Annotated in this window: 18 protein-coding genes; 5 read left to right on the top strand and 13 right to left on the bottom strand. The window is 44.1% G+C overall.

Features of this window, described 5'->3' with window-relative positions; genetic code table 11:
- Positions 1-66: 66 nt before the first annotated feature.
- From DXX93_RS11045 to DXX93_RS11030, 4 genes are all read right to left on the bottom strand, one after another.
- Entirely contained in the window at positions 67-633 is a 567-nt protein-coding gene (locus tag DXX93_RS11045; RefSeq protein WP_147302666.1) for a hypothetical protein, read from the bottom strand.
- Positions 634-1,084: 451 nt separating this feature from the next.
- On the bottom strand, positions 1,085-1,492 hold the full coding sequence (locus DXX93_RS11040; protein WP_116007799.1) for a hypothetical protein: 408 nt from the start codon (positions 1,490-1,492) through the stop codon (positions 1,085-1,087).
- A 440-nt stretch (positions 1,493-1,932) separates the two neighbouring features.
- The gene (locus DXX93_RS11035; protein WP_116008143.1) at positions 1,933-3,999 is read right to left on the bottom strand and encodes a CapA family protein; all 2,067 of its coding nucleotides are present in this window, start codon (positions 3,997-3,999) and stop codon (positions 1,933-1,935) included.
- 244 nt (positions 4,000-4,243) lie between these two features.
- Complete coding sequence (locus tag DXX93_RS11030; protein WP_181902203.1) at positions 4,244-4,831, bottom strand: TetR/AcrR family transcriptional regulator; 588 nt, start codon at positions 4,829-4,831, stop codon at positions 4,244-4,246.
- A 249-nt stretch (positions 4,832-5,080) separates the two neighbouring features.
- Here DXX93_RS11030 and DXX93_RS11025 point away from each other — a divergent pair, with 249 nt between their 5' ends.
- Positions 5,081-6,106 (top strand): efflux RND transporter periplasmic adaptor subunit, encoded by a 1,026-nt coding sequence (locus tag DXX93_RS11025; RefSeq protein ID WP_181902202.1) that lies wholly within the window; start codon positions 5,081-5,083, stop codon positions 6,104-6,106.
- Between the two features lies 1 nt (position 6,107).
- Positions 6,108-9,161 carry an efflux RND transporter permease subunit gene (locus DXX93_RS11020; protein ID WP_116008140.1) on the top strand — a complete coding sequence of 1,018 codons (3,054 nt, stop codon included), beginning with the start codon at positions 6,108-6,110 and terminating at the stop codon, positions 9,159-9,161.
- A gap of 44 nt (positions 9,162-9,205) precedes the next feature.
- Here the strand turns inward: DXX93_RS11020 and DXX93_RS11015 are convergent, their stop codons facing one another.
- The 5 genes from DXX93_RS11015 to DXX93_RS10995 all read right to left on the bottom strand — a co-directional run bounded on the left by DXX93_RS11015 (position 9,206) and on the right by DXX93_RS10995 (position 14,640).
- The gene (locus DXX93_RS11015) at positions 9,206-9,994 is read right to left on the bottom strand and encodes an RES family NAD+ phosphorylase (RefSeq protein WP_116008139.1); all 789 of its coding nucleotides are present in this window, start codon (positions 9,992-9,994) and stop codon (positions 9,206-9,208) included.
- A gap of 87 nt (positions 9,995-10,081) precedes the next feature.
- Positions 10,082-10,495, bottom strand: coding sequence for an MbcA/ParS/Xre antitoxin family protein (locus tag DXX93_RS11010; protein ID WP_116008138.1), 414 nt, complete (start codon positions 10,493-10,495; stop codon positions 10,082-10,084).
- A 161-nt stretch (positions 10,496-10,656) separates the two neighbouring features.
- Positions 10,657-11,658 (bottom strand): LacI family DNA-binding transcriptional regulator, encoded by a 1,002-nt coding sequence (locus DXX93_RS11005; RefSeq protein WP_116008137.1) that lies wholly within the window; start codon positions 11,656-11,658, stop codon positions 10,657-10,659.
- 67 nt (positions 11,659-11,725) lie between these two features.
- Positions 11,726-13,078, bottom strand: coding sequence for a glycoside-pentoside-hexuronide (GPH):cation symporter (locus tag DXX93_RS11000; protein WP_116008136.1), 1,353 nt, complete (start codon positions 13,076-13,078; stop codon positions 11,726-11,728).
- Positions 13,079-13,305: 227 nt separating this feature from the next.
- Complete coding sequence (locus tag DXX93_RS10995; RefSeq protein WP_116008135.1) at positions 13,306-14,640, bottom strand: GH1 family beta-glucosidase; 1,335 nt, start codon at positions 14,638-14,640, stop codon at positions 13,306-13,308.
- Positions 14,641-15,165: 525 nt separating this feature from the next.
- Here DXX93_RS10995 and DXX93_RS10990 point away from each other — a divergent pair.
- The 3 genes from DXX93_RS10990 to DXX93_RS10980 all read left to right on the top strand — a co-directional run bounded on the left by DXX93_RS10990 (position 15,166) and on the right by DXX93_RS10980 (position 19,818).
- Positions 15,166-16,440: a sugar MFS transporter gene (locus DXX93_RS10990; protein ID WP_116008134.1), complete on the top strand. Its 1,275-nt coding sequence runs from the start codon at positions 15,166-15,168 to the stop codon at positions 16,438-16,440.
- Positions 16,441-16,469: 29 nt separating this feature from the next.
- Positions 16,470-19,091: a glycoside hydrolase family 3 protein gene (locus DXX93_RS10985; protein WP_116009926.1), complete on the top strand. Its 2,622-nt coding sequence runs from the start codon at positions 16,470-16,472 to the stop codon at positions 19,089-19,091.
- A 250-nt stretch (positions 19,092-19,341) separates the two neighbouring features.
- Positions 19,342-19,818, top strand: coding sequence for an HIT family protein (locus tag DXX93_RS10980; RefSeq protein ID WP_116008133.1), 477 nt, complete (start codon positions 19,342-19,344; stop codon positions 19,816-19,818).
- A gap of 149 nt (positions 19,819-19,967) precedes the next feature.
- Here the strand turns inward: DXX93_RS10980 and DXX93_RS10975 are convergent, their stop codons facing one another.
- From DXX93_RS10975 to DXX93_RS10960, 4 genes are read right to left on the bottom strand one after another with little or no spacing between them, the layout of a single operon-like run.
- The gene (locus DXX93_RS10975) at positions 19,968-20,699 is read right to left on the bottom strand and encodes a DUF6445 family protein (RefSeq protein ID WP_116008132.1); all 732 of its coding nucleotides are present in this window, start codon (positions 20,697-20,699) and stop codon (positions 19,968-19,970) included.
- Between the two features lie 33 nt (positions 20,700-20,732).
- A complete protein-coding gene (locus DXX93_RS10970) occupies positions 20,733-22,259 on the bottom strand; it encodes a tryptophan halogenase family protein (RefSeq protein WP_258872652.1) in 1,527 nt (508 codons plus the stop codon).
- On the bottom strand, positions 22,256-23,293 hold the full coding sequence (locus tag DXX93_RS10965) for a cupin-like domain-containing protein (protein WP_116008131.1): 1,038 nt from the start codon (positions 23,291-23,293) through the stop codon (positions 22,256-22,258). The genes DXX93_RS10970 and DXX93_RS10965 overlap by 4 nt, the downstream gene beginning before the upstream one ends.
- Before the next feature lie 13 nt (positions 23,294-23,306).
- A complete protein-coding gene (locus DXX93_RS10960; protein WP_116008130.1) occupies positions 23,307-24,035 on the bottom strand; it encodes a SapC family protein in 729 nt (242 codons plus the stop codon).
- Positions 24,036-24,056: the final 21 nt, after the last annotated feature.

Raw genomic sequence — 24,056 nt, 5'->3', positions numbered from 1 at the left:
TTGTTGGCTATAATCAGCGACGAAGGAGCAAAAGCCAACAGTTTTTTGTCCCTGTTAATGCGCTTGTTAGGCTTTGATCTTACTATCAAGTTTTTGAATCTCAAGCACAACTTTTGAAGTTAAGTGCTTGCAAAGCTCTATTTCCCGATCAAGTGATTTATCTGTTGGGTGAGAGTAGTTGATTACAGGAATAAAAACCTTTGACTCGCTGCCATTAGTCGCTAAATAAACCTCTCCTTGCTCATAAACACTACTATCCGAATGAGCTACATATTTGTTTCTGGTTTTTATAATGTTTAGGTGAGTCTTATAAAACATAGATTCATTTTGAAAATAATTTTTGGGTTTTAAAGACAGCCCACGTTCATTGCCTGAAGCAAAACACTTTCCATATTTAATAACAAAGGCATCATATATAGGTTTTGCTATTTCTGATTCTTGGCAGCTTTTGAGTAAATGTAGATATTCAAAACAAGAAGACAAGTCTCTAACTATGTACTCCAAAGCTAATCTTCTCTTTGCAATTTTTCCTGTAACTTCTTGATGTTGGCATTTTTTACCATCATAGAAAGTGGTGTATGTTATTTCGGAAGAATCAGGGCAAATGTTGGATTTTATGCTGAATTTACTCATATGCTCCATAAAAGCCTAACGCCGCAATAAGCGGCAAGTAATGCTTGGCTAAACTAAGCGAGGAACGAGCGCGAGCCAAGCGTTACGCGTCCGTTTGATTGTTTTGTTATGTAATTTTTCTTACTTTACCGAAAGTTAGATTAACAGCTAAACCTAGAAAGTATACGTACCTAACCTGCCAGCAACTCGCCACCACAACACACTAAATCCGAATTTTGAGCCGCCAATTGTTCTAGAAAATAAAGCTAATTACAATCGGCGAAAAACACATGAACGTGCGATTAAATTTAGAATAGGGCGCTTGATTTGATTAACCTTCATCCTTGAAATTGTGGTGGTACATAACGCCGCCATATGGGGCGCACAAATGCTTGGCTAAAATCAGCGACGAAGGAGCGCAAGCCAAGCGTTTTGCGTCCCTGCCATAATGGCCTTGTTAGGTTCATAACCTCTAAGGCCAATGCCTACAACTTTGTGGATTACCGCCTTCATCATGGCCCCAGCTTTTTATTACGTATGTTTCGGGATCTACTACTAGGTAAAATTTACATTTTCCGATCCATTCTTTGTGTCCACGCATCTCATTTTTGTTGTAAAAGTTTGGGAGAACCTCAGCATCAAACCAATGTTGAATAATGTCACCGTTTTCATTGACTGAGGTGTGAGTAAAGCCTTCTCCTGCTACTAAATAATCAGCACGAATAAGCTCACCTGCATTCTCAAACCTATGGGGCTCCATCCGCCAAGCTTTTTTCCCAATTAATTTGTCTTGAAATTCTGCCCAAGGTTCATAGCCGACAGCACAGCCAGATAAAAAATAAATGATGAAAAAGGCTGCAAAAAGATGAATGTTATTCATATATGTCCTTAGCACCACGGCTGGATAATTTGGGTGAACCTAACAATTTATTATGTGACAAAATGTCCAGTTTTCTCCCGACATTTTGTCCAATAATATTCTTAATGATTTCCAACAATACGCTAAGTTTATAATACTTCAACTGTTTTGGTTAAGTTCTATATGAATCAAGGATAAAGTTGGACAAAATGTCCACGATCCTGAAATCTACTTAGAACTTTGATTCCTGTATAAATATACAGTTATGATGTTGAGCTTGAAGCTTCTAGGGTAACCAACAAACTTTAATGTGTAGACAAGGAGCCTTTACGGTTTTGGATTATGAAATACGTTAGTATGCTGTGAGGAAAATTACATACATTGGAAAATAAAAAGCTTACTTAGCAAAATCCACAAAGTAAGCTTGTTAGGTTTTGTATTTCTCTGATAAGTATCAGCCGTTAGTGGCTGTTAATTCTTACTGCTTTGCCAACAGTTTTACTGACACCGATATAGTCTGCCATTTGGCCATCTTCATCGAGCGTAAATGGTTTAACGTTTTGTTGGAACGCGGTATGCCACTCAACTAACGCAAAGTTATCGAGTAAAACATTAGCATCATCGTTGCCCATATTTTCAAATTCAACCAGTACACGGTAGCTGCGATAGCGTATACGCGGTGAGTCAAATTCAACTTCAAGCGCTTGCCAATCAAGGCTTTTAGTAAGCTCAAACGATTGGATAAATTGTTTAGGGCTGGTGGCATAGGCATCTAACAGTTTTTGACCACTTCGGCGACCTTGCCAATACACATTAACTTTGACGGGTTTATCGGTTTTTGCTTGCACAGACATCGTCATTGGATTATCAGCTGTGTATACACGGCGAAAATGCTTCATGCCAAATAGGCTTGACGATTTATTATCGACGGTTATTTGCATTGCCTGATCACTTTGATGGCCATTAGGTACCAGCTGCCAATTGTCCGGCAGTTTGAAATTGCGCTCTGGCGAGTCGAACCATTTGAATTGTTCAAAATCGCTGCCGTTTACTAAGTTATTGCCAAGGCGGTAGTAAAGGCTGGCATCGGGTAGTTTTACCGTTGAAATGTTTTCTGACCAAGTTTTGTATGGAATAGCAGCGGTTGTTTGTTGACTGAAATCAACCGTGTATTTTTGTTGTGAGTTATCTTTCGCTGTATTTGATGCGTAAATCACGCCATGGCCGTGATGGTCAATAATATGCGTATTTCGCTTAGCTGACAGCGTGGCAATTCGAGTGAGGGCACGGTTTCGCTCGTTGTCCATCGCGGGTGTGGGCTTGTAGTCGCGCACGTAAATCGGCACCAGCTCTGCGCGGCTAAATTCACCGTCATCTAGCCATACATAAAGGATATAGCTATGTTGCGTGGCACTAAAGTTTTGGTCGAAAATAAAATTACCCATCGAGTAGGCGATGAGCTTGCCTTGGTATAATTCAATACCTTGCGTTACGTGGGGGTGGTGAGCAACGATCAAAGCGGCACCTTCATTGACTGCACTTTTTAAGCGCTGCTCAGTGACTCCGGTTGGCTCTTTAACGTATTCTAAACCGCCGTGGTATTGCACAATAGGGAGCATCCCTTGTTGTTTAGCGTTACTTACCGATTCGGTAATGTTTTTCATATTGCCAAATGCTGCGCCACCTTGGTTGGCATCTGCCGTTTGTGTGGGCTTTTTACTGCCGTGCCAGCCGACATAGCCTAATAAGCCAAGCGCTTGGCCATTGACTTTCATTTGGTGTGGTTTCAATGCTTGAGCTTCATTGTAACCCGCACCAGAATAAGGTAGCTCAGCTTTGTCTAGTGCGTTCAACGTAGAAATTAACCCCTCATCCATATAATCGTAGGTGTGATTATTGCCCAGTGTGACGTAATCGACACCTGCCCACTGTAAAGCCTCAATCGTTTCTGGCGCAGAGTAGAAAGTGACGGATTTATTCATGCGCTGGCTAGGTTCGTGCGCAGATAATTGTGTTTCCAAGTTAACGGCCGCCACATCAGCGACACTCATGTAAGGTTTTACATGTTCAACAAGCGCTTTACTGTCTTGTAAAATCGAGTCTGGTTTGATCAAAACCGGATCGTCAAAATAAGGCTTGTAGTAGCGGCGTCCCATCATCACATCGCCACCAAAGGCGAACATCACACGACCCGCTTTTTTCTTTATCAGCTGAAAAGGCTCAGCAGTGTTCAAATTTGCTAGTTCTTCATGGCTATAGGTGTGAACTCTTGAGTAATAGTTCGCTTTTGAAAACTCAACTTGGTAGTAATCTTGTTCAGGTAGGGCCAGTTTAAATTTCCCGTTTTTGCTTGAGCTAACTTTCTTACCGTTAACAGTGATTTCAACATCCTTAATTGGACGATTGTTTTCATCTGCGACTGCTGCCTCAAAATGTGTTGCCGCATTGCTGGCAAATGAAGGTGCAAGTGTTGCAAATAAAACTGCGGTGGTGGAAAGCTTTGGCAGCGATGAGCCAAAAATATTCATGAGAAGTGCCTATTGTGCTTGTTGTTATGGTGATTTTAGCAGTATATCGTGCGAAATATTCGCGCAGGCATTCTATTTATTTGTGCTTTTATAACTTTAGGTAATGGTGATTTGAAGGTTGAAATAGGAGGCTAACTGTTGATTACTGCTAGTTCAAGAGCAGCCACTCGCTACTGGCTAAAATGAATAAACCCAGTTTGATACGAGGTTTAGAGCTTTGTTTAGGTTTAATTAGCGTTTAAGGCTATTCCGTACTTTCGTTATCAACACGAGTGCTTACGCTAAAAATGGTTAACACTTGTTTTAACGTACCTAAATCATCGGCTTCACTGCTAGAAAAGAAGATACCAATAGGCATTGATTGCATGGCATTGGCAAATTGTGCAGGGGTCATATTAATACGTGCTAGTGTGAGCCTACCAGCGGCAATCTCAGCCTCTAACCTTTTAACAATTGCCGATTGCATTTCTTCTTGTTCGCTGTCGATCAGGTCCTGGCACAAGGTGTGGCCTGCGTGAACAAGTTCGGTTCTGATCAGTTGGCTGGGGATATCGTCAAACATGCCTTGGCAACGATTGACGAACAGTTGCTCTGTATCTTGCCAAAAGTCTTGCTTAGATGCGGCATAGGTTGAAACCGCAATCTCATATTCTGCAAATTGGCTTTTCACCATTGCCTGAAACAGGGCCTCCTTCGAGCTAAAGGTCTTATAAATCGTGGCACGTGAAATATCTGCATAACGCGCAATCAAAGAGACGTTGCTCGCATTATAGCCATGTTGAAAAAAGCATTCTCTGGCAGCATTGACAATTTTTGAAGTTGATTTAGGCACGATTTAATACCGACTCAATGGCTAGTTAAAAACAATGATAATGTGTTGTGATTGAATTCACAATACAAGTATACACATTGTGACAAACTGTAAACTTGTGCTAGTATTCGCCAAAATATGTAAACCAACAGTTTATATAGTGCTTTATCCCTATATTGCCGGTGATACTAATCTCCGTTGATATTGAGAAATTTCTCGCCTAAGAGGCTGACAAATCTAGGAGTTATGGTGTTTCGACTATTGATAATTATGACAGCGCTACTGTTACAAGCGTGCTCAGAACAAGTTGTAGAGGTAAAAGAAAAGCCGCCTTTAGTTGTACAGCTAACTGAGGTAAAGGCAACGAATGTCAATGAAGTCTACGAATTTCCGGCGTTAGTGTCGGCAGTGAAAGACGTTGATGTGAAATTTGAAGTATCAGGGCGTTTGATCGAAGAGCAGCTGGTTGAAGGCAGTGTGGTCAAAAAAGGTGAGGTACTAGCGAAAATTGATCCTGCACCGTTTCGCCGCAAGGTTGAAGAAAGCCGTACTCGCCATCAAGACGCCGCTCGTTCACTGCGCAGAATTAAAGAAGTTCACGCTAAAAATGTCGCATCGCAGCGTGAACTAGATGATGCTCAGTCGCTATTCACCCTCACTAAAATTGCGCTCGAAGATGCTGAACAAGATTTAAGTTACTGTACGATTCGCGCACCGTTTGATGCGGTGATCGGTACGCGTTTAATTGAAAACAACAGTTACGTGCGCGCAGGTGATACGGTCGCCAATATTCAAGACAGATCTGAGCTGTACTTTTCATTTGAAGTACCAGAGCGTGTAATGACCGCCAATGCGGGCAATCGTCAAATTAAAGCGACGGCTTCAGTGATCGGTCACGAGCAACAGATTTTTGATATTCATTATGTCGAGCACGAAACAACGCCAGATCCGGTTGCTCAAACATACAAAATTACCTTTGCGATTGACGGAGAAGTGACAGAGCTGTTTTACCCGGGTTCACGTGCGACGGTAAAAATTACCAATAACGATCAAGTGCAAGAGGCGTTATTAGTGCCGCTGAATGCGTTAACCGGTAGTAAAGACAAAGGCTTTTACGTGTGGCTGTTTGACGCTGATACCAGCACAGTGAACAAAGCTTCTGTAGATATTACTGCAATTAAAGGTGAGTACGCCATAATTGCCAGCGGCTTAACATCGGGCAACAAAGTGGTTTCTGCCGCAGTTCAGCAAATGCGAGAAGCGTTGAAAGTTAAAGAATATCAGGCGGATTTCTAATATGGATATCGCTCGTTATGCACTTACAAGACCAATAAATGTGTGGTTGATCACGCTGTGTTTTTTAGTTGGTGGTGTTATTGCGTTAGGTAACATAGGTCGATTAGAAGATCCTGCATTTACCATCAAACAAGCCGTGATCATGACCTACTACCCAGGCGCAAGTGCTGAAAAAGTAGAAAAAGAAGTCACCGAACAGCTTGAAATAGCACTGCAACAAATGTGGCAGCTAAAACGTGTTGAATCAGAGAGCAAACCGGGCTTTTCACGCATTACCATGGAGGTAAAATCAAACCTTGATGGGCCGTTACTACCGCAAATATGGGATGAGTTGAGAAAGCGTTTACGCGATGTACGCGCAGACCTGCCATTGGGCGCTAGCCAGCCATTGGTGATTGACGATTTTGGTGATGTTTTTGGCCTTTATTATGCGTTAACCGCACCTGATTTTTCGGCTTATCAAATGCGCGAGTTTTCACGCATTATTCGCCGTGAGTTGCTGACGGTGGATGGTGTTGCCAAGGTCGCGGTCAGCGGCATTTTGGAGGAGCAAATTGTCGCCGAGATCGACCCATACCAAATTGCTGGGCTTGGCCTTTCGTTCCCCGATATTGAACAGATTTTGGCAAGTAACCTAAAACCCTTTGCTGGCGGCCGTTTATACATTGGGGATAAGCAAATTCGTATTCCGGTTTCTGCCGCGACCGATAAAATCACTGAAATCGAGAATATTTCGTTCGTATTACCGGGGCGCAATGCGTCAATTAAAATTAAAGACGTAGCAAGATTGCACTTAGAGCCTGTTGATATTCCCTCTGATTTAAAACGTTACAACGGCGAAAGCGCGATTACGCTGAGTGTTTCTGCTCAAAACGATGTCAACATCGTTGAAGTGGGTGAACGTATTGAAGCAAAACTAGCTAATGTACTAGCCAGCTTACCCGCAGGTATTAGTGTTTCATCAATATACAACCAAGCCAAAATTGTCGATAAAGCCGTTGATGGGTTTATTTTAAACCTCGAAATATCGGTTGCCGTGGTTACCATTGCACTGTGTGTATTTATGGGCTGGCGCTCAGGCATTGTGGTTGGTGGTACTTTATTAGTCACTGTGTTGGGTACTGTGCTGATTATGTGGCTGTATGGTTTGCAACTTGAGCGTATCTCTTTGGGCGCTATGGTTATTGCCATGGGAATGCTGGTTGATAATGCGATAGTGGTTGCCGAAGGCATGATGCTGCGAATGGAAAAGGGCAAGTCAGCACTTGAATCGGCAAGCTTTATCGTAAAACGCACGCAATGGCCTTTATTAGGGGCAACCATTATTGGTATCGCCGCGTTTAGTGGTATTGGTTTATCTGATGATGCGACAGGTGAGTTTCTCTTCTCGTTATTTGCGGTTGTACTTATTTCCTTGCTGTTGAGCTGGGTATTAGCAGTGTCATTAACGCCATTGCTAGGGAAATATTTTTACAAAGTGGCCGAAAGCGAATCTGCACATGAACAGCATTCATTTTTCCATCGCGGTTATTTAGTGTTACTGCGCAATGCGCTGCATTATCGCGGCTTATCGATTTTGCTTTTGGTTGCTATTACGGTCGGTGCCTACGGGAGTTTTGGCCTGATCAAACAAGGTTTCTTCCCTCCGTCAAATACGCCAAATTTCTTTGTGCATTATTGGGGGCCGCAAGATAGTGATATTCGCGCGACTGAAAAATACATGAAGGCCGGTGAGTCGTTGATTTTAGAGACCGAGGGCGTTCAGTCATTAACGTCATTTATTGGCCAAGGTGCTGATCGTTTTACTTTAGTGTACTCACCACAATTGCCAAACGAAAGTTACGGTATGTATTTGGTACGAGTTGAGGACGCGAAAGATATTCCACGCATTGCTAAAGATGTTGGAGAACGTTTGCAAGCGATTAACCCGAACGCAAATTTCTATCCAGAGATTATGCAATTCGGGCCAGGGGCTGGTGCTAAATTACAAGCGCGTTTTTCCGGCCCAGATCCGGTGGTACTGCGCGATTTAGCGGAGCAAGCGAAAAACTTGTATTTAAACGATGGTCGAATTCGCGATGTACGCCATAACTGGCGAACGAAAGGCATGGTGTTGGTGCCAGAGTACGACATTAACGCAGCAGGTGTTGCTGGCGTATCACGTAGCGATTTCAATCAAGCGGTACAGTTTTACACAAATGGATTAAAAGTTGGGCAGCTACAAGACGGGGATTATTTATACTCGATTGTCGCCAAAAATCGCACCTCAACAGGTGAGGCTAGCCAAGCGCAGTTAGCTAACCTTGAAAATGGTTTGGTATGGAGCGCGAGCCAGCGAACTTATATTCCGTTTAGACAAGTGAGTGGCAACACTTACTACGATAGTGAAGAAATGCTGATCAATCGTCGCGATCGCGTTCGCACAATCACTGTGATGGCCGAAGCGGGCTTTGATGAAACCGCTGGTGCGGCGTTTAATCGCATGCGCCCCCAAATTGAAGCCATTGAACTACCTGATGGCTATCATTTGGCGTGGGGCGGTGAGTTCGAATCCTCACGCGATGCGCAAGCGGCATTAGGTAAAGGTTTACCATTGGGCTTTTTGGTGATGTTTATCATTAGTGTGTTGCTGTTTGGCCGCACTCGTCAGCCACTGATCATTTGGTTAGTGGTACCAATGGCGATTGTCGGTGTAGTTGCCGGCTTGTTGTTGGCAGACCTACCATTTGGCTTTATGTCGCTACTCGGTTTCTTGAGCTTATTCGGTATGCTCATTAAAAACGCCATTGTGTTACTGGAAGAAATTGATCTGCAAATTGAAGAAGGTAAGGCCAAAGGGATTGCCATTGTTGATGCGAGTTTGAGCCGTTTACGCCCTGTTTCTTTAGCGGCGATTACCACGATTCTTGGGGTAATGCCGTTAATTGCCGACCCATTCTTTGCGGATATGTCGGTGACCATTATGGGAGGGTTAGCATTTGCGACTTTACTTACTTTGGTCGCGGTACCTGTGCTTTACAGTATCTTCTACAAAATAAAGGTCAGTAAAGTTTAAGAAATGCCAAGTCTGTTTGTCTCTAAGGCTCTGTGTTTTTAAGCCTAGAAGGGCTTGGCTAACTTGCCATCCACACAAAACTGCGCAAGTTGAAAGCTAACAGGCCATTGACCTTGAGTTGAAAATGCCACTTTATTACTAGTGGTTTGACAAAGCCAGAGCTGCATTTGCTCTGGCTTTTTTGATGTGATGACATCTGGTGTTGCAATAGCGAGGTTAACGCCTTGCGTATCCCGCGCAGAGAAAAAGCGAATAACGTCCGCCTTTGCTCTCTTATTAGAATGTTGAGTTGAGTGTTCACTCGCGTATTCGCTTGGATGCCCCGTTAAATATTTTCCAACCGCTTGTGATATTTGATAGCTACGAGGTGAGCGAAGTGCCTCGATATGCTGTTGGTTAGATAACCTAGTTAAATCACAGCAACGCTGTGAGGTGACATTAACACTAAATATTGAATGTTGAGATTGAATCGTGCCTTGGTGAGGTATTGCCATATCACTTAAAAACACAAAGCGATAAAACGCACATTCTGCTAATACAGTAGGTACGTGTTCAGCGCCATAAAAATAGCTGGGCATAGTCGTGTCGCCGAAGCGCGAGCCATAGTTGAGCGGTGGGTATCGAAAAGGTGTGCTGATCAAGTAGTGACGCTCAGCGGTCTCTGGGCGGTAACCCGGTTTAACATCGTCTAGCAGTTGTTCAAGCAAATGTTGCTCTGCTAAATCGTCGACAATTTTGCTGGTTGCCGCATATTCTTGGGTTTCAACAATGCGGTAAACGACGCCGCGATATGAGGTTGGTAGTGGGCAGCTGGCGATAATTTCGTCGATCACAAAAATTCCTTTTATTGATCTATTTAGCCTTTGATGTGGGTATTTAAATGCTCTTTTTAGTGCGCCAAGGTGCGTTACTTTGAGTAACTAAATTTTGCCTCGCATGGCATCTAAATATTGGTTTGTTCGGTACAAACCTTCGATAGTCGGACAAATCTCTGCAGGTACACCGTTTAGCGCGTGATTATGGGTGCGATACCAGTGCTGCATAAAAGTTTCATCACCACCGGCTATTGCAAACAATGAGCGATACAGGCGAATAAAGTGCAACAAAATTTCCCCTGTTTTTGAGTTAGGCGAAAAGCCTTTGTGTTGGTTACGAGATAACGTTGAGGCATTCACACCAGTAATCGCAACTTTTTCTTGCGTTGACACTTTTAGCGCATGACAGGCATTGTTAAACGCTTTAATGATCACTTGTGATTCGCTTATTGGCGGGTGAGTGTCGAGCGCATTTGAGCGCTTTTCTCTACTCAAGCTGTTTTCTGCAAGTGCCGACATATTGAGCTCCTGTCTAACTTTTATGTTGCATTTGCAAAGTATCGTATGTTTTTTGTGCGACTGCAAGTGATGGGGCGAGAAATTGCGCGCACCGCTAGTGGAGCCGCAGCCAAGCTAAAAACATAATACATATATGCTGAAAAGCTGCTGCGACAAGGGTGTTAGTTCTGTTGATTGACTGATTTTCGCACGATCAAGGTCGGTTCAAAGACTTGCTCAATAGCGATATTTTTTTGTTTGTAGATATCCCTAAGTACCATCTTGGCCGCCATTTTCCCCATTTTTTCAACAGGGTTATCGATAGTGGTCAATGTGGGGTACAGGTAATTAGCGAAGATAACGTTATCAAACCCGATCACCGATAAGTCACTTGGTAACGAGTAACCGTGTTCACGCGCATATTTCATCGCCCCAGAGGCCATTTCATCGTTCGCACAAACCAAGGCCGTGAATTGACATTGGTTGTCGATAAACTGTTTTAAACCAGAGCTACCGCCAGTTTCCTTGAAGTCTCCGATATATAACAGTTGTTCGCTAAACGCTATGCCATGCTCTTGCAGCGCACGTTTGTGACCGAGCAAACGATTGCTGGCATCGGCTTTAAATTGTGGCCCAGCAATATAGGCGATGTCTTTGTGGCCGCGCTCGAGTAAAGCTTTTGTGGCTAAATAGCCGCCAACTTCGTTATCAAGGCTTATACACTTTTCTTTAAGGGCTTCTACGTAGCGACTTAGCAGGTAAATAGGCGTTTGCCCCTGGCTTACTTCCACTAAATAATCGTCTGACACCGCTTCAACGTGCATGATGATGGCATCACAATTACGACCCATTAAAAATTCTATGCCGTCTTTTTCGCGGTCTTCCTCAGAGTGGCCTGTGGTAAAGATTACGTGTTTACCAGCAGCTCTAAGTTCTGCCTCAACACCTGCCATCATTTGGCCAAAGAACGGGCCGTGTAGTTCTGACACCATAATGCCGACAGAGTCAGTGCGATTAGACGCCAACGAGCGTGCGCTTGCGTTAGGGCGATAGCCTAGTTGATTCATGGCATCGAGTACTTTTTGCTTAGTTTTGTCGCTGACCCGTGCGTTGTTATTCATTACGCGTGAAACGGTTGCCAGAGAAACGCCAGCGAGTTTTGAAACTTCGTAAATGGTTGCCATGAATGTACTTAACTACCTTGCTGTTCTTTAACCAAGTGGTCGGCAATCATACCTAAGATAGCTCACCTTAACCAGTGGCCGAGCCGCTGAGTTTGAGCTTACCTTGAATTGCTTCCAGCTTGTTCGATGTTAGCGTATAGCGGGTCATAATTGCCGCCACTAAAAATGACCCTAAAGCTGGCAACACCGTAAATGACAGTAAAATTCCTTGCTGGGTTGCTGCCGTTTGCTGTGCATCTGCTTGGTACTGATAAAACGCGAGTAACCAACCTGCCAAGGCGCCACCTAGCGCAACGCCCATTTTGATAAAGAAAATAACGCCTGAGTAGACTAAACCTGTGATGCGAATTCCTGTTTTTTCGTGGCCGTAATCTATGGTGTCTGCCATTTTTGCCCATAGCAGTGGTGTTGCCATGTCGAGGAAAAACTTCCACAAAATAAAGGCGATGAAGGCCAGTACGAGCTGATCTGCACCAATAAAATAGCTCAGAGCGCAAATTGTGGCGGCTATAAATTGCAATGCAATGTAGGCCTTAATTTTACAAACGCGTTTGGCTAATGGTTGAGCTAAAGCGCAGCCAATCATACTGGCGACAACGCCTAACGTCATAAATGAGGTGATCAAGTCTTCTCGTCCCAAATAATACTTAACGTAATACACGGCCAAGGTGAATTTTAAGACTTGTCCCGTCAGTAAAAACAAGGCGGCTAAACATAAAATTCGCCACTGATCGTTGTGCCAAAGCGAGCCCAAACTTTCTTTGAAACCTGTTTCTTGGGATTTCGGTTGCTCGATACGCTCTGTTGTGCCAGCAAAGCACAATAAGAACATCACTAACCCCATCGCACTCATCGCTGCCATGGTGTATTGATAGCCTTTGGCGTTATCACCTTGACCAAAAAACTCAACGAGCGGCATGGTGCAGCCTGCAACAATAACGCCGCCTAACATGCCAAAAACAAAGCGATAAGACTGTACGGTAACGCGCTCTTTTGCGTCAGCGGTCAGTACGCCACCAAGCGCACAATAGGGAATGTTAATGGCGGTATAGGCAACCATTAATAGTGTGTATGTGGTAAAAGCGTAAACAATTTTGCTGATACCAGTAAGTTCAGGTGTGCTGAATGCTAATACACTAATAATCGCAAACGGAAGTGCTAACCAGAGTAGGTAAGGGCGAAAGTGCCCCCAACGGGTATGCGTGCGATCGGCAATCGTCCCCATCAGTGGGTCAGTTATGGCATCAACAACGCGAACAACTAAAAACATGGTGCCGACAAGTGCCGGTGATAAGCCAACCACATCGGTGTAATACAGCATGAGAAACATCATTACCGTTTGGAAAATAATGTTGCTTGCAGTGTCGCCCAAACCATAGGCTATTTTTTCACGTACGCTGACCCCTTGACCGTTTTGCATTACTCAATACTCAACTCTTTAGTGTTTTGTGAAGCTTTGCTATGTGTTTATGCTCTGTGCCTGTGCCTTTGAATTGTCGCGATGAACATATTCCTATTCATATAGCTGTTTCAACAAAGTTCTTTTTAGCGCAGTTACTATCAGCATAGTAATTTTTAGCTTAGTTATTTTAAGCATAATTATTTCAAGCATAGTTACGCTGCGCTTTATTGCTAAGTGCTTTGTTATTATGGTTTATTTTTTCTACTGGTGATCAAATCCCGGTAAGCTAAACCACTATTTTTAATAATGCGCGCCTGACTTTCATAGTCAACGTAAACGATGCCAAAGCGTTTAAGGTAGCCTTCTGCCCACTCAAAATTGTCCATTAAGCTCCAAGCGAAATAGCCGTGAATATTCACGCCTTGTTCGATAGCGTGGTTAACGGCAACCAAGTGCTGTTGGTAGTAGTCTAAGCGATCTAGGTCGTTTACCTTGCCGTCAACCAGTGTATCAGCCATGGCTGCGCCATTCTCTGTAATGTAGACCGGCGGTAATGGATAACGCGCGTGAAGGTCGGTGAGTAAATCTGTAAACGATGAAGGGTATATCTCCCAACCAATATCGGTAGTTGGCGCAGGTGGTGGCAGCTGTTCAAAGACTGCTTGCTCGTCGGTGCGATAAATTGCGCGGGTATAAAAATTAATGCCGAGGAAATCTAACGGTTGAGCGATGATATCAAAATCACCTTCGTGAATCTCTGGCTGTTGCGATGCGGGCAGCTGATTGATGATGTCGGGATAGGCTTTATCAAAAATTGGTTTGATATACCATTGGTTGAAATAATCATCGGCATAATTTGCGGCTGCTTTATCTGCAGGAGTCTCTGGGTAACAAGGAGTAAAGTTAAGAACAATACCATTGAGGGTATGCGGGCTATTCTTTTGCAATACTTGCATCCCCAAGCCATGCGCTAATAACAAGTGATGCGCGGCTTTTTTCCCGTACTCTTTACCCACTTTACCCGGCGCGTGTACGCCCACTTCATACCCCAAATAAGCGCTGCAAAATGGTTCGTTTAGCGTCGCATAAGAGTGCACGCGATCGCCAAATGCTTTCGTTACAAGCGCTACGTAATCTTTAAACTTGTATGCCGTTTCACGATTCAACCAACCGCCTTTGTCTTCGAGGTGTTGTGGTAAATCCCAGTGATACAAGGTGACAAATGGCTTTATGTTACGAGCGTTGAGCGCGTCTAATACCTTGATATAGAAAGCTAAGCCTTTTTCGTTTGCTGTACTGTCTTCATTCATAACCCGGGGCCATGATATCGAGAGACGATAGGCATCTACGCCTAATGATTCAATTAAATCGATGTCGGCTTGCCAATTGTTATAGTGATTACAGGCAATGGCACCGTTCGAGCTATCAGCAATTTTTCCCTGGGTAGCACAAAACGTGTCCCAAATGCAGGCTAACCGGTCACTAATACCACCTTCAATTTGAAATGAAGCTGTCGCCACACCGTACACAAAAGACGGTTGTTGCATCACAGAGTTAGCTGGTAGCTCTAGTTTATTCATTCATTTTTACCTACTTATTCGGACACATTTTCAGCGACCATTTTGAATTGCGTTATACTCAGTTTTAGAACATTTGAAAGCGCTTACAAATTTAATTGAAAAACAACCTTTATTGGTTTTTAATATTGATAGGTGAAAGCGCTTACATTGCTTAGGGTAGTAGTTATCACACTTTAGGTCAATAAATAGCGAAAAACACTTGCAGGTAAAGCGTGTGTTATACCAATTGAATTAACTAATTGATCAATTCAGAGCGTTGTCAGCGGTGGGAGAATAAGCCAAATTTATGCCGATATAGTTATTCTACATCCAATAAATTTGGCGCAATTATCGCGGCGCTGACACGCTCCCAAAGGGCGAGTTTAAAAGGCTCATATGCTGCGTTATTGATTTAGACAAGGGAGCGACCATTCTCTGCAATCAATGCCTTGCCTCTAAGCCTTTTAATTCTCGCTGAATGATTAAGTAGTTATTTCAATTGGTATTATTTCACTGAAAATAATAAACACAAATATAGGGGGCTGTATGGCAGGGGCATCTGCGGTACCGAACAACACGAATCCTGTGGCGGGGGGCGATCAAAATTATCGCTTTGCGCTGACATCACTTACCTCGCTGTTTTTCATGTGGGGCTTTATCACTTGTTTAAACGATATTTTGATACCGCATCTGAAAGCGGTATTTGATTTAACCTACACGCAAGCCATGCTGATTCAATTTTGTTTCTTTGGTGCTTATTTTATCGTCTCGATGCCTGCCGGTGTGCTGGTTAAAAAATTAGGCTTTCAAAAAGGCATTGTGATTGGTTTAGTGATCGCTGCATTGGGCTGTTTGGGCTTTTATCCCGCAGCATTGATGCAAAGCTATCCGGTATTTTTAATGGCGCTGTTCGTACTGGCGAGCGGTATTACTCTATTGCAAGTGTCGGCGAATCCTTACGTTAGTGTGCTGGGGAAAGCAGAAACGGCTTCATCGCGATTAACCTTAACGCAAGCGTTTAATTCATTGGGCACGACGGTTGCGCCGTTTTTTGGTGCGTTTTTAATTTTAGAGCAAGCAGCCACTGAGGTTGGCAATGCGGCCAGTGGCGCTGAAGCCGTGCAAATGCCTTATTTGTTGCTGGCTGCCATGTTGCTTGGATTAGCTGCACTGTTTGCTTACTTGAAGCTACCTGTTGTCGAGCAAACGCAGCTAGACCAGCAAGAGGTGGTTGAAGGCAGCGTATGGCAGTACCGCCATTTAGTGCTAGGGGCAATCGGTATTTTTGTTTATGTTGGTGGCGAAGTGGCGATTGGTAGCTTTTTGGTGAACTTCTTAAACCAGCCTGAGATTGCGGGATTGGAAGAAGCGGAAGCTGCCAAGCTGATTGCCTACTATTGGGGCGGCGCAATGGTTGGCCGCTTTATTGGTGCTGCCGTTATGCAAAAAGTCGCCGCGGGTAAAGTCTTAGCCTTCAATGCCGCCGCTGCCGTGCTATTAATTGTGATCGCTGTTTCAACTACTGGCACTATTGCCATGTGGGCAATATTAGCGGTGGGGTTATGTAATTCAATTATGTTCCCAACAATATTTAGCTTGGCAATCACGGCATTGGGCAAGCACACTTCACAAGGCTCTGGCATTTTGTGCCTGGCCATTGTTGGTGGCGCAATTTTACCGGTATTTCAGGGCATGATCGCCGACAGCGTGGGTGTACAACTTTCTTTTATCATGCCTATTTTCTGCTACCTGTACATTGCTTATTACGGGCTGATGGGGAGCAAAGTTAAAGTACCTACCACTTATTCTGCGAAGGCATAGGGCAAGAAAATATGAATAATCCATCGATGATGAAAACTAAGCTTGCGCTATTAATTCCTTTGGCTGTAGTAGCTGGCGCATGTACTTTGCACACAAAAGATGAGCAAGTGAAAGATGCAGCGGTTACTCAACAGAGCGTTGAGAAAGCAAAGACTGAACAAGCACAAGACCGATATAACTTTGCGAAAAATATCGATATTTGGCCGCGCCTCGACATCGCCGTTAAGCCAAGCGAGCAAGTAGAAGCCAAGATAGCTGCCTTAATGGCTAAGATGACGCTTGCACAAAAAGTGGCGCAAATGATCCAGCCTGAAATTCGCGATATCACCGTTGAGGATATGCGCAAATACGGGTTTGGCTCTTATCTCAATGGTGGCGGCGCATTTCCTAACAACGATAAACATGCCACCCCACAGGATTGGATCAAACTGGCAGAAGACTTATATCAAGCATCCATTGATGACTCCCTTGACGGCTCGACAATTCCGACTATGTGGGGGACAGACGCAGTGCATGGTCACAACAATGTGATTGGCGCTACCTTGTTTCCGCATAATATTGGCTTGGGTGCTGCAAATAACCCTGCGTTAATTGAAAAAATCGCAGCAGTTACCGCGAAAGAAGTCATGGTTACGGGAATTGATTGGGTGTTTGCACCAACAGTAGCTGTTGTTCGGGACGATCGCTGGGGGCGCACTTATGAAGGCTACTCGGAAGATCCTGAAATTGTGCGAGCATACTCAGCTGCGATTGTAAAAGGCTTACAAGGGTATGCCGATGGCGACTTTCTCAGCGAGCAACGGGTAATTTCTACCGTTAAACACTTCTTGGGGGATGGCGGCACCGTGGACGGCGATGACCAAGGTGACAATATCGCTTCCGAGCAAGCGCTGTTTGATATTCACGCGCAAGGTTACGTTGGCGGTTTAAGTGCCGGCTCACAGTCAGTGATGGCATCGTTTAACAGCTGGCACGGCAAGAAAAACCACGGCAATCAATACTTGCTGACGGATGTTTTGAAAAACAAAATGGGCTTTGATGGCTTTGTTGTTGGCGACTGGAATGGGCATGGGCAAATTAAAGGCTGCACCAATGAAAACTGTGCACAAGCAGTAAATGCGGGCCTTGATGTGTTTATGGTGCCAACTGGCGCGTGGAAGCCTCTGTATGAAAATACGATTGCGCAAGTAAAGTCGGGTGAGATTGCCATGTCTCGTATTGATGATGCCGTGCGCCGCGTTTTACGGGTTAAAGTACGTGCGGGCTTGTTTGAAAAACCAAGTCCTGCTAATCGCCCATTTTCTGGTAAAACGGAACTGATTGGCGCACCAGAGCACAGAGCGGTTGCCCGACAAGCGGTGCGTGAATCCCTTGTATTACTGAAAAATAATCAAAACTTATTGCCGTTATCGCCCAAGGCTAGCGTGCTCGTAGCGGGTGATGGCGCTAATAATATTGGTAAACAGTCGGGCGGCTGGACTATCACATGGCAAGGAACAGGTAACAACAATGCTGATTTCCCCGGCGGAAGCTCGATATACCAAGGTATTGCTGAGCAAGTAAGACAAGCGGGCGGCTCAGTGCAACTAAGCATTGATGGTAGTTTTGAGCAAAAACCTGACGTAGCGATCGTAGTGTTCGGTGAAGATCCGTATGCAGAAGGTCATGGCGATCGCGATAATCTAGCGTTTCAGCGTGGCGATAAGCGCGACTTGGCTTTACTTAAAAACCTTAAAGCGCAAGGTATACCAGTAGTATCTGTATTTATCAGTGGTCGCCCTATGTGGGTAAACCCAGAATTTAATGCTTCTGATGCGTTTGTTGCCGCTTGGCTACCAGGCTCAGAAGGGCAAGGCATAGCAGATGTACTCTTTACCGACGCAGTAGGCAAAATACAGCATGACTTTGTCGGTAAGCTCTCGTTCTCTTGGCCAGCAAACCCAACGCAAGCAACGGTTAACAAAGGTGACGCAGATTATGCGCCATTGCTGCCATACGGCTATGGTTTGAACTATCAAAGTGACAAAGCAAGTCATCGATTAGCGAACTTACTCGATGAAACTGTGTTGGCCTCGGTAGATGATGCACAAGAAGAAGTTTTTTTTGATGGTAAAATGCACAAACCATGGGTCATGTGGTTAAAGTCAGGTGAGGAACTACTTGAACCTAATGCCAATACTCATCAGCTTAGTGGCCTAGCTTATCGTACCGTTGACAAAAAAGTGCAAGAAGATGCACGCCAAATTACACTTAATGGCAGCGAACAAGCTGGGTTAAGCATCATTAGTCAAAGTAACTTTCGCGAGGATCTACGTTCAGCACTAGAGAACAAGTCGGCAATGCACTTTGAAGTAAGTGTCATGAGTCAACCGCAAGCAAGTGTTATGGTAGGTACTCGCTGCCAAACAGAAGAAAGTGCCGATGATAATTGTGGTGCAGCGTTAGATGTCTCAAAAGAATTAAGCCAAATTGTTCACCACGGCTGGTCAGCAATTAGTATCGACTTGCAGTGCTTTGCCGACAAAGGCACGAGCTTTGACGACTTAACAGTGCCATTTGAAATTTATTCAGACAGTGTACTTACTCTGCAACTTGGCGAAATTAGTTATCAACCGAATATGGCAGACAGTGCGACAATTTCTTGCCAATAGGCTAGCTACTATCAGCTGATACGAGTAATCGTCGTAACTCATCAGATAAATGTAAAACGCTCATCTCGGTTTATTACCTGATGAGCGTTTTTTATGGCAACTTTAAATAGCTTGGACAACATGAGTGCGCTCGTTTTTGGGGTTTTCAGAATGTTAAGTAATTGACTAGCAATGTAATTATTGATGCTTTACAGTAAATTGAATTGTTTTTAAATCGCGGAATCGCTAATCACCAGATGAGTTTTGTTTTATGAACCAAGATCCAAATTGTATTTTCTGCCAGATTGTTGCAGGAGAAGCACCGTGTCACAAGGTATGGGAAGATGAAGAGCACTTGGCGTTTTTATCCATCTACCCAAATACCCAAGGATTTACCGTTGTTATTCCGAAATCTCACTGCCCAAGTTACGCATTTGCTAATGCCGACTCGGTTTTAGCGAAATTAACTGTTGCCACTAAAAAAGTTGGGCTACTGCTCGATAAAGCGATTGATGGTGTTGGTAGAACGGCTATGGTCTTTGAAGGGTTTGAAATTGATCACCTGCATAGCAAATTAATTCCGCTCCACGGAACGGGAAACTCATCTAACTTTCAGCATATTGAGCCAACTTTTGGCGAATTTATAGAGCAATATCAGGGCTATGTGTCCACACATGACTGCGAAAGGGCAAACGATAGCGACTTGGAAAAATTAGCTAAAAATATTCGAGAGGCCGCACAACGTTGATAAATGACTGTGATTTCATCCCAAAAAGGTAGTTTAGCCAAGGTAGCCTCCCTGGTATTGTTAGGTATATAAGCACAAGATAATTCAAGTCGATATTTGCTAATTGCTAATAACTAATAAGCAGCACCGAACCAAGCAACGCCAATAGCTTATTGAAACTCAACAAAGATATTCGCGGTCAACCTGCCTGTTATTGGGTGTTCATTAATATCATGATTGTTATCGACTAAGGTGGAATGCAATAAGTTACCCGGATAAATCACAAGGCAATTAGTTTGGTAGGGAATGCTATCAATTAGCGCATACTGCTGATTGGAGCCAGTTTGATAACCTTGATGATGACTATCCTGACCATTTTGGCCATCAAACTCTGCTTGTACCGACGCTAAGTAACTATCGACCTTGCTATCAGTTATTCGTTCGTAATGAGTTGCCTTGTGTCTAAAAAAGCCCGTTCCGCCGTGAGTAAATTCATTTAAATAGAGCAGCGCTGCAAAGTAGTAGGGGCGAGAGGTGTCAAAATGTGGAATAGTTTGCATGGCAACCAGTTGCTCAGGCTGTTTGGTAATGAGCGAAAAGTAGCTAGGATGTGCTGCCGGTTTTAGATGATTGGGAACCTTTAGCACTTTGTAAAAGCCGGGTAACACGGGCTGGATAAGTGCAGTAACAGTTTTAGTCGCTATCGGGCTTCGAATACCAGGGTAAAAACTTTGCTTATCTTCACAGTAGTCTTGTTTGCTAGCCTGTTGCCTAAGTTCATCGATATTCGCTAAGTAATCATCAATGACTAAAACAGGGGTTTCTTCTAGGCCAATACGTTTAACCCTAACGGTAAAGTTAGGGTTAATGATAAATTCAGTTGCGGCTTCAATGGCTGGCAAGTTTACATTACCTTACTTTTGTTACTACTTGGCTTATGTCATCATTTTGCTTCGGCAATAGTGATTAATAAAGTCGATATGCGATGGCCAGCTGGCAACTTTTTTACTGGTGTTCTGTTTGATACGGTTAAGAAAGTTGGCAAGCTCCTGCTCAGACATTTGATCAACAATCGGGTGATACTGATCTGGCAGTAACCCTTGTCCCATCATGACTTGTACCCAACTGGCTTCACCAAACAATTCTTCTGCTTTTTTAAATACCCGCCCAGACTCTTTAAACAGCGCCATGCGATGCTTTAGGCTATCGGGAATGGCCATGTTGGCACAGTGTCGCCAAAACGCTGTGTCATTGCGCTCAGTTTGATAGTAGTGCAAGACAATAAAATCGCGAATATTGTCCATTTCTTCTTGGGTTTGTTTGTTAAACTCATCAACAATGGCGTCATCAATGCCGGTATGTGGAAATAGTTGTAATAAGCGGACGATCGCCTTTTGGAACAGGTGAATGCCCGTTGATTCAAGTGGCTCAACAAATCCACCTGACAAACCTACCGCGATACAGTTCTTATTCCAATGCTGACGACGTGTACCTGTTGTGTACTTAATAACACGGGGATCGTTTAACGTTTTACCTTCAATATTACTGAGTAACGTATCAATGGCTTGCTCGTTACTGATGTATTTGTCACAAAATACGAATCCATTGCCGGTGCGATTTTGCAGAGGAATTCGCCATTGCCAGCCCGCATCGCGGGCGATAGAGCGTGTGTAGGGGACAGGTGCCCCGACCGTTTCTGTTTGCACGGCAATGGCACTGTTACAAGGTAAATAATGGCTCCAGTCATCAAAGCCTGTGTGCAGCGCCTGCTCGATTAACAGCCCTCTAAAGCCAGTGCAATCAATAAATAAATCGCCACTGACGTGCTGGCCATTATCTAAGGTGACTGCTGTGATAAAGCCCGTATGGTTATCTTGATGAACTTGGCTAATTTTACCTTCTACTCGCTCACCACCGTGTTTAAAGGCAATGCCTTGCAGGAATTTGGCGTACAGCCCAGCGTCTAAATGGTACGCATGATTGAGATCTTGATTGGCCATCACCGCAAATCGACCTTCTCGGCTGGCGAGGTGCTCAGGACAATAATCGCCAATTTCAGAAACCAGCCCCAAATCTAAGCCCTTGCGCCAAAAATGATGAAAACCACAGGCCCAGCAGTCCTGCCCAAGGTAACCAAAGGAGTGAATATAGTCTTGGTCTAGGTCTTTCCAATTCTCAAAAGAAATTCCTAACTTAAAGGTGGCATTAGTTGCCACCATAAACTCAGCTTCATTAATTCCTAGCAGTTGATGAAGAATATGCAGTGTTGGAATCGTTGCTTCACCAACGCCGATCGTCGGAATTTGATCGGACTCAACAAGTGTCACGCTCACCGCTTTGCCTAGCAGTTTACTTATGGCAGCAGCTGCCATCCAGCCGGCGGTGCCACCGCCGGCAATCACGACTTTTTTAACGGGCATATTTACCGGCATATTTACCTGCTTAGCTGTTTGCTTATTCATCGTTTGAGTTTCTCTAATAGTTCTGCGCGAATACGACGAGCGGTTAGTTCGTCCATCGGCGTTGCCAACATGCCTTTTGCGTGATCAGGTAAATACGCAAAATCATCATTGTCGTGTTCAAAAATATAGTGATTAAAAATGGCCTGCCATGCTTTACGTTGAGCTTTCGGCAGGTTGCGCAAGCTAAGCATCGCGGTTAATAAGGCATTGTTGGGGCGACCCATGTATGCTGGCGTATCGCGCCACCAGTGCGTGAGTAGCACACTAAAACTGCTGAGTGCTTCGACATGGTGCCACCACATGCTAGGAATAAACACCGCATCGCCAGCTTCAAGTTCAGCCACTTGAGCATGTTCAAGTGCTACTTTAAAGTTGGGAAACTGTTCAAAATCAGGGTCTGCAAAATCCACCATGGAAACATCTTGGCCGCCAGGTGCAAACTCCATAGGCCCCGGATAAAGGTTAACGACTTGCTCTGGCGGAAATAGGGTGAAGCGACGCTTACCTATCATGGCGCAGGCGATATTGTGCGGAAAGTCGTAATGAGCGGCCACTCGGCTCTTATTGCCAATCCACAAGCTAGTTAACGGTGAGAGTGCATCAAGTGCTGATGCATGAGCTGCTTTAAAGCCAGGAAAATAGCTTTCAACCTCAGTTGAACCAACATACATGCCAGTAGGCTTTTCTTCCTGTTTCGATAATAAATAAGCAAGTACCTGCTGCAAAGGAACGCGCGCTGGCTGAAAGTTAAAACCATCGATGGTTTCATTGTAAAATACGCGGCCATTTTCTTGAGCTGGCAAGTGACAGGCATTAACCGGACGTCCGTTGTAAAAAGACAGCAAGTAATCCGCGGCTTTTTGCTCAGAGTCAGCCCCTGCTTGCACGAGCGGCCAGCTTTCACCAAAGTTTTTTAGGACAATAGGCTGCTCTTCGCCGAATAACCAATCGGGAATATTGTCAGCCCGAATATCGCTAACTTGCTTTATACTGCCTTGTTTTATGTGGGCTTGGCTTATGTTCACTTGCTTCATCTGGGCTAAGTTATTAACCTGAAACTTGTGCGTTTTTCTTCGCTAACAGGTGATGAATATTGCCTTGTGAGGCGAGCATCATATAAATGGCTTGTAAATAACCTTTATTTTTAAGCTCAAGTACTTGTTCGTCAGTTAATGCATCCAAGATTTCTTCATTGATGGTATAAAAGCCAATCATTTGATACTTTTTGCCGTCTTTTAGCTGAATATCAAAGGTACACGACTCGATAAGGTCAAGCGCAGCTAAGGTTTTGCAAAATGCTTCGCCGTCATTCATGCCCAGATGCATGGTTTCCATCATGCTCGCGGTTTGATCAAGAAATTCTGTGTTACCACCAAACTCTAAAAACAGTGGCTCGCCTTGTTCTTTACTTACGCGTGGATGTTCCATATCAATACACAGCATGCGATCTTGAATCTCTTTACCATCAACCATTCGGGTTTGATTGGCAATGAGGAAAGGTTGACGCTTAACCGAGACCGGAATGTAGGCAGCGTGCCAGCCATTATCATCAAGAAATAAGTTTTCGCCTTCTTGAAAGCCAAATAGCGCGATAGATAAAAACTGGCCGGTTTGCGGATCTTTGTGCAGCAAAATAGGGTAATGGGTTTGTACGCTACGAAATTCTCTAGGAAACGTGAGTGCGTACCAAAGGTCATCGCCTAACTCAGCAGAGCGTGTATTGATGATTTTTATATCTTTGTGGTCAATGTTATTCACAAGCGCATGCTGTGCCATATATCTCACCCTAATAATTGT

The sequence above is a fragment of the Thalassotalea euphylliae genome, assembly GCF_003390335.1.
In the GTDB taxonomy this organism is placed as follows: Bacteria; Pseudomonadota; Gammaproteobacteria; order Enterobacterales; family Alteromonadaceae; genus Thalassotalea_F; species Thalassotalea_F euphylliae_B.
Note: the sequence above shows the minus strand (reverse complement) of the source record. Positions and strands in the feature narration are given on the sequence as shown.

What these genes read in the sequence shown, in the direction of transcription:
- DXX93_RS11045 (WP_147302666.1), bottom strand. Translation starts at nt 633, where the DNA reads ATGAGTAAATTCAGCATAAAATCCAACATTTGCCCTGATTCTTCCGAA.
- DXX93_RS11040 (WP_116007799.1), bottom strand. Translation starts at nt 1,492, where the DNA reads ATGAATAACATTCATCTTTTTGCAGCCTTTTTCATCATTTATTTTTTA.
- DXX93_RS11035 (WP_116008143.1), bottom strand. Translation starts at nt 3,999, where the DNA reads ATGAATATTTTTGGCTCATCGCTGCCAAAGCTTTCCACCACCGCAGTT.
- DXX93_RS11025 (WP_181902202.1), top strand. Translation starts at nt 5,081, where the DNA reads ATGACAGCGCTACTGTTACAAGCGTGCTCAGAACAAGTTGTAGAGGTA.
- DXX93_RS11020 (WP_116008140.1), top strand. Translation starts at nt 6,108, where the DNA reads ATGGATATCGCTCGTTATGCACTTACAAGACCAATAAATGTGTGGTTG.
- DXX93_RS11010 (WP_116008138.1), bottom strand. Translation starts at nt 10,495, where the DNA reads ATGTCGGCACTTGCAGAAAACAGCTTGAGTAGAGAAAAGCGCTCAAAT.
- DXX93_RS11005 (WP_116008137.1), bottom strand. Translation starts at nt 11,658, where the DNA reads ATGGCAACCATTTACGAAGTTTCAAAACTCGCTGGCGTTTCTCTGGCA.
- DXX93_RS11000 (WP_116008136.1), bottom strand. Translation starts at nt 13,078, where the DNA reads ATGCAAAACGGTCAAGGGGTCAGCGTACGTGAAAAAATAGCCTATGGT.
- DXX93_RS10995 (WP_116008135.1), bottom strand. Translation starts at nt 14,640, where the DNA reads ATGAATAAACTAGAGCTACCAGCTAACTCTGTGATGCAACAACCGTCT.
- DXX93_RS10990 (WP_116008134.1), top strand. Translation starts at nt 15,166, where the DNA reads ATGGCAGGGGCATCTGCGGTACCGAACAACACGAATCCTGTGGCGGGG.
- DXX93_RS10985 (WP_116009926.1), top strand. Translation starts at nt 16,470, where the DNA reads ATGAAAACTAAGCTTGCGCTATTAATTCCTTTGGCTGTAGTAGCTGGC.
- DXX93_RS10980 (WP_116008133.1), top strand. Translation starts at nt 19,342, where the DNA reads ATGAACCAAGATCCAAATTGTATTTTCTGCCAGATTGTTGCAGGAGAA.
- DXX93_RS10970 (WP_258872652.1), bottom strand. Translation starts at nt 22,259, where the DNA reads ATGAATAAGCAAACAGCTAAGCAGGTAAATATGCCGGTAAATATGCCC.
- DXX93_RS10965 (WP_116008131.1), bottom strand. Translation starts at nt 23,293, where the DNA reads ATGAAGCAAGTGAACATAAGCCAAGCCCACATAAAACAAGGCAGTATA.
- DXX93_RS10960 (WP_116008130.1), bottom strand. Translation starts at nt 24,035, where the DNA reads ATGGCACAGCATGCGCTTGTGAATAACATTGACCACAAAGATATAAAA.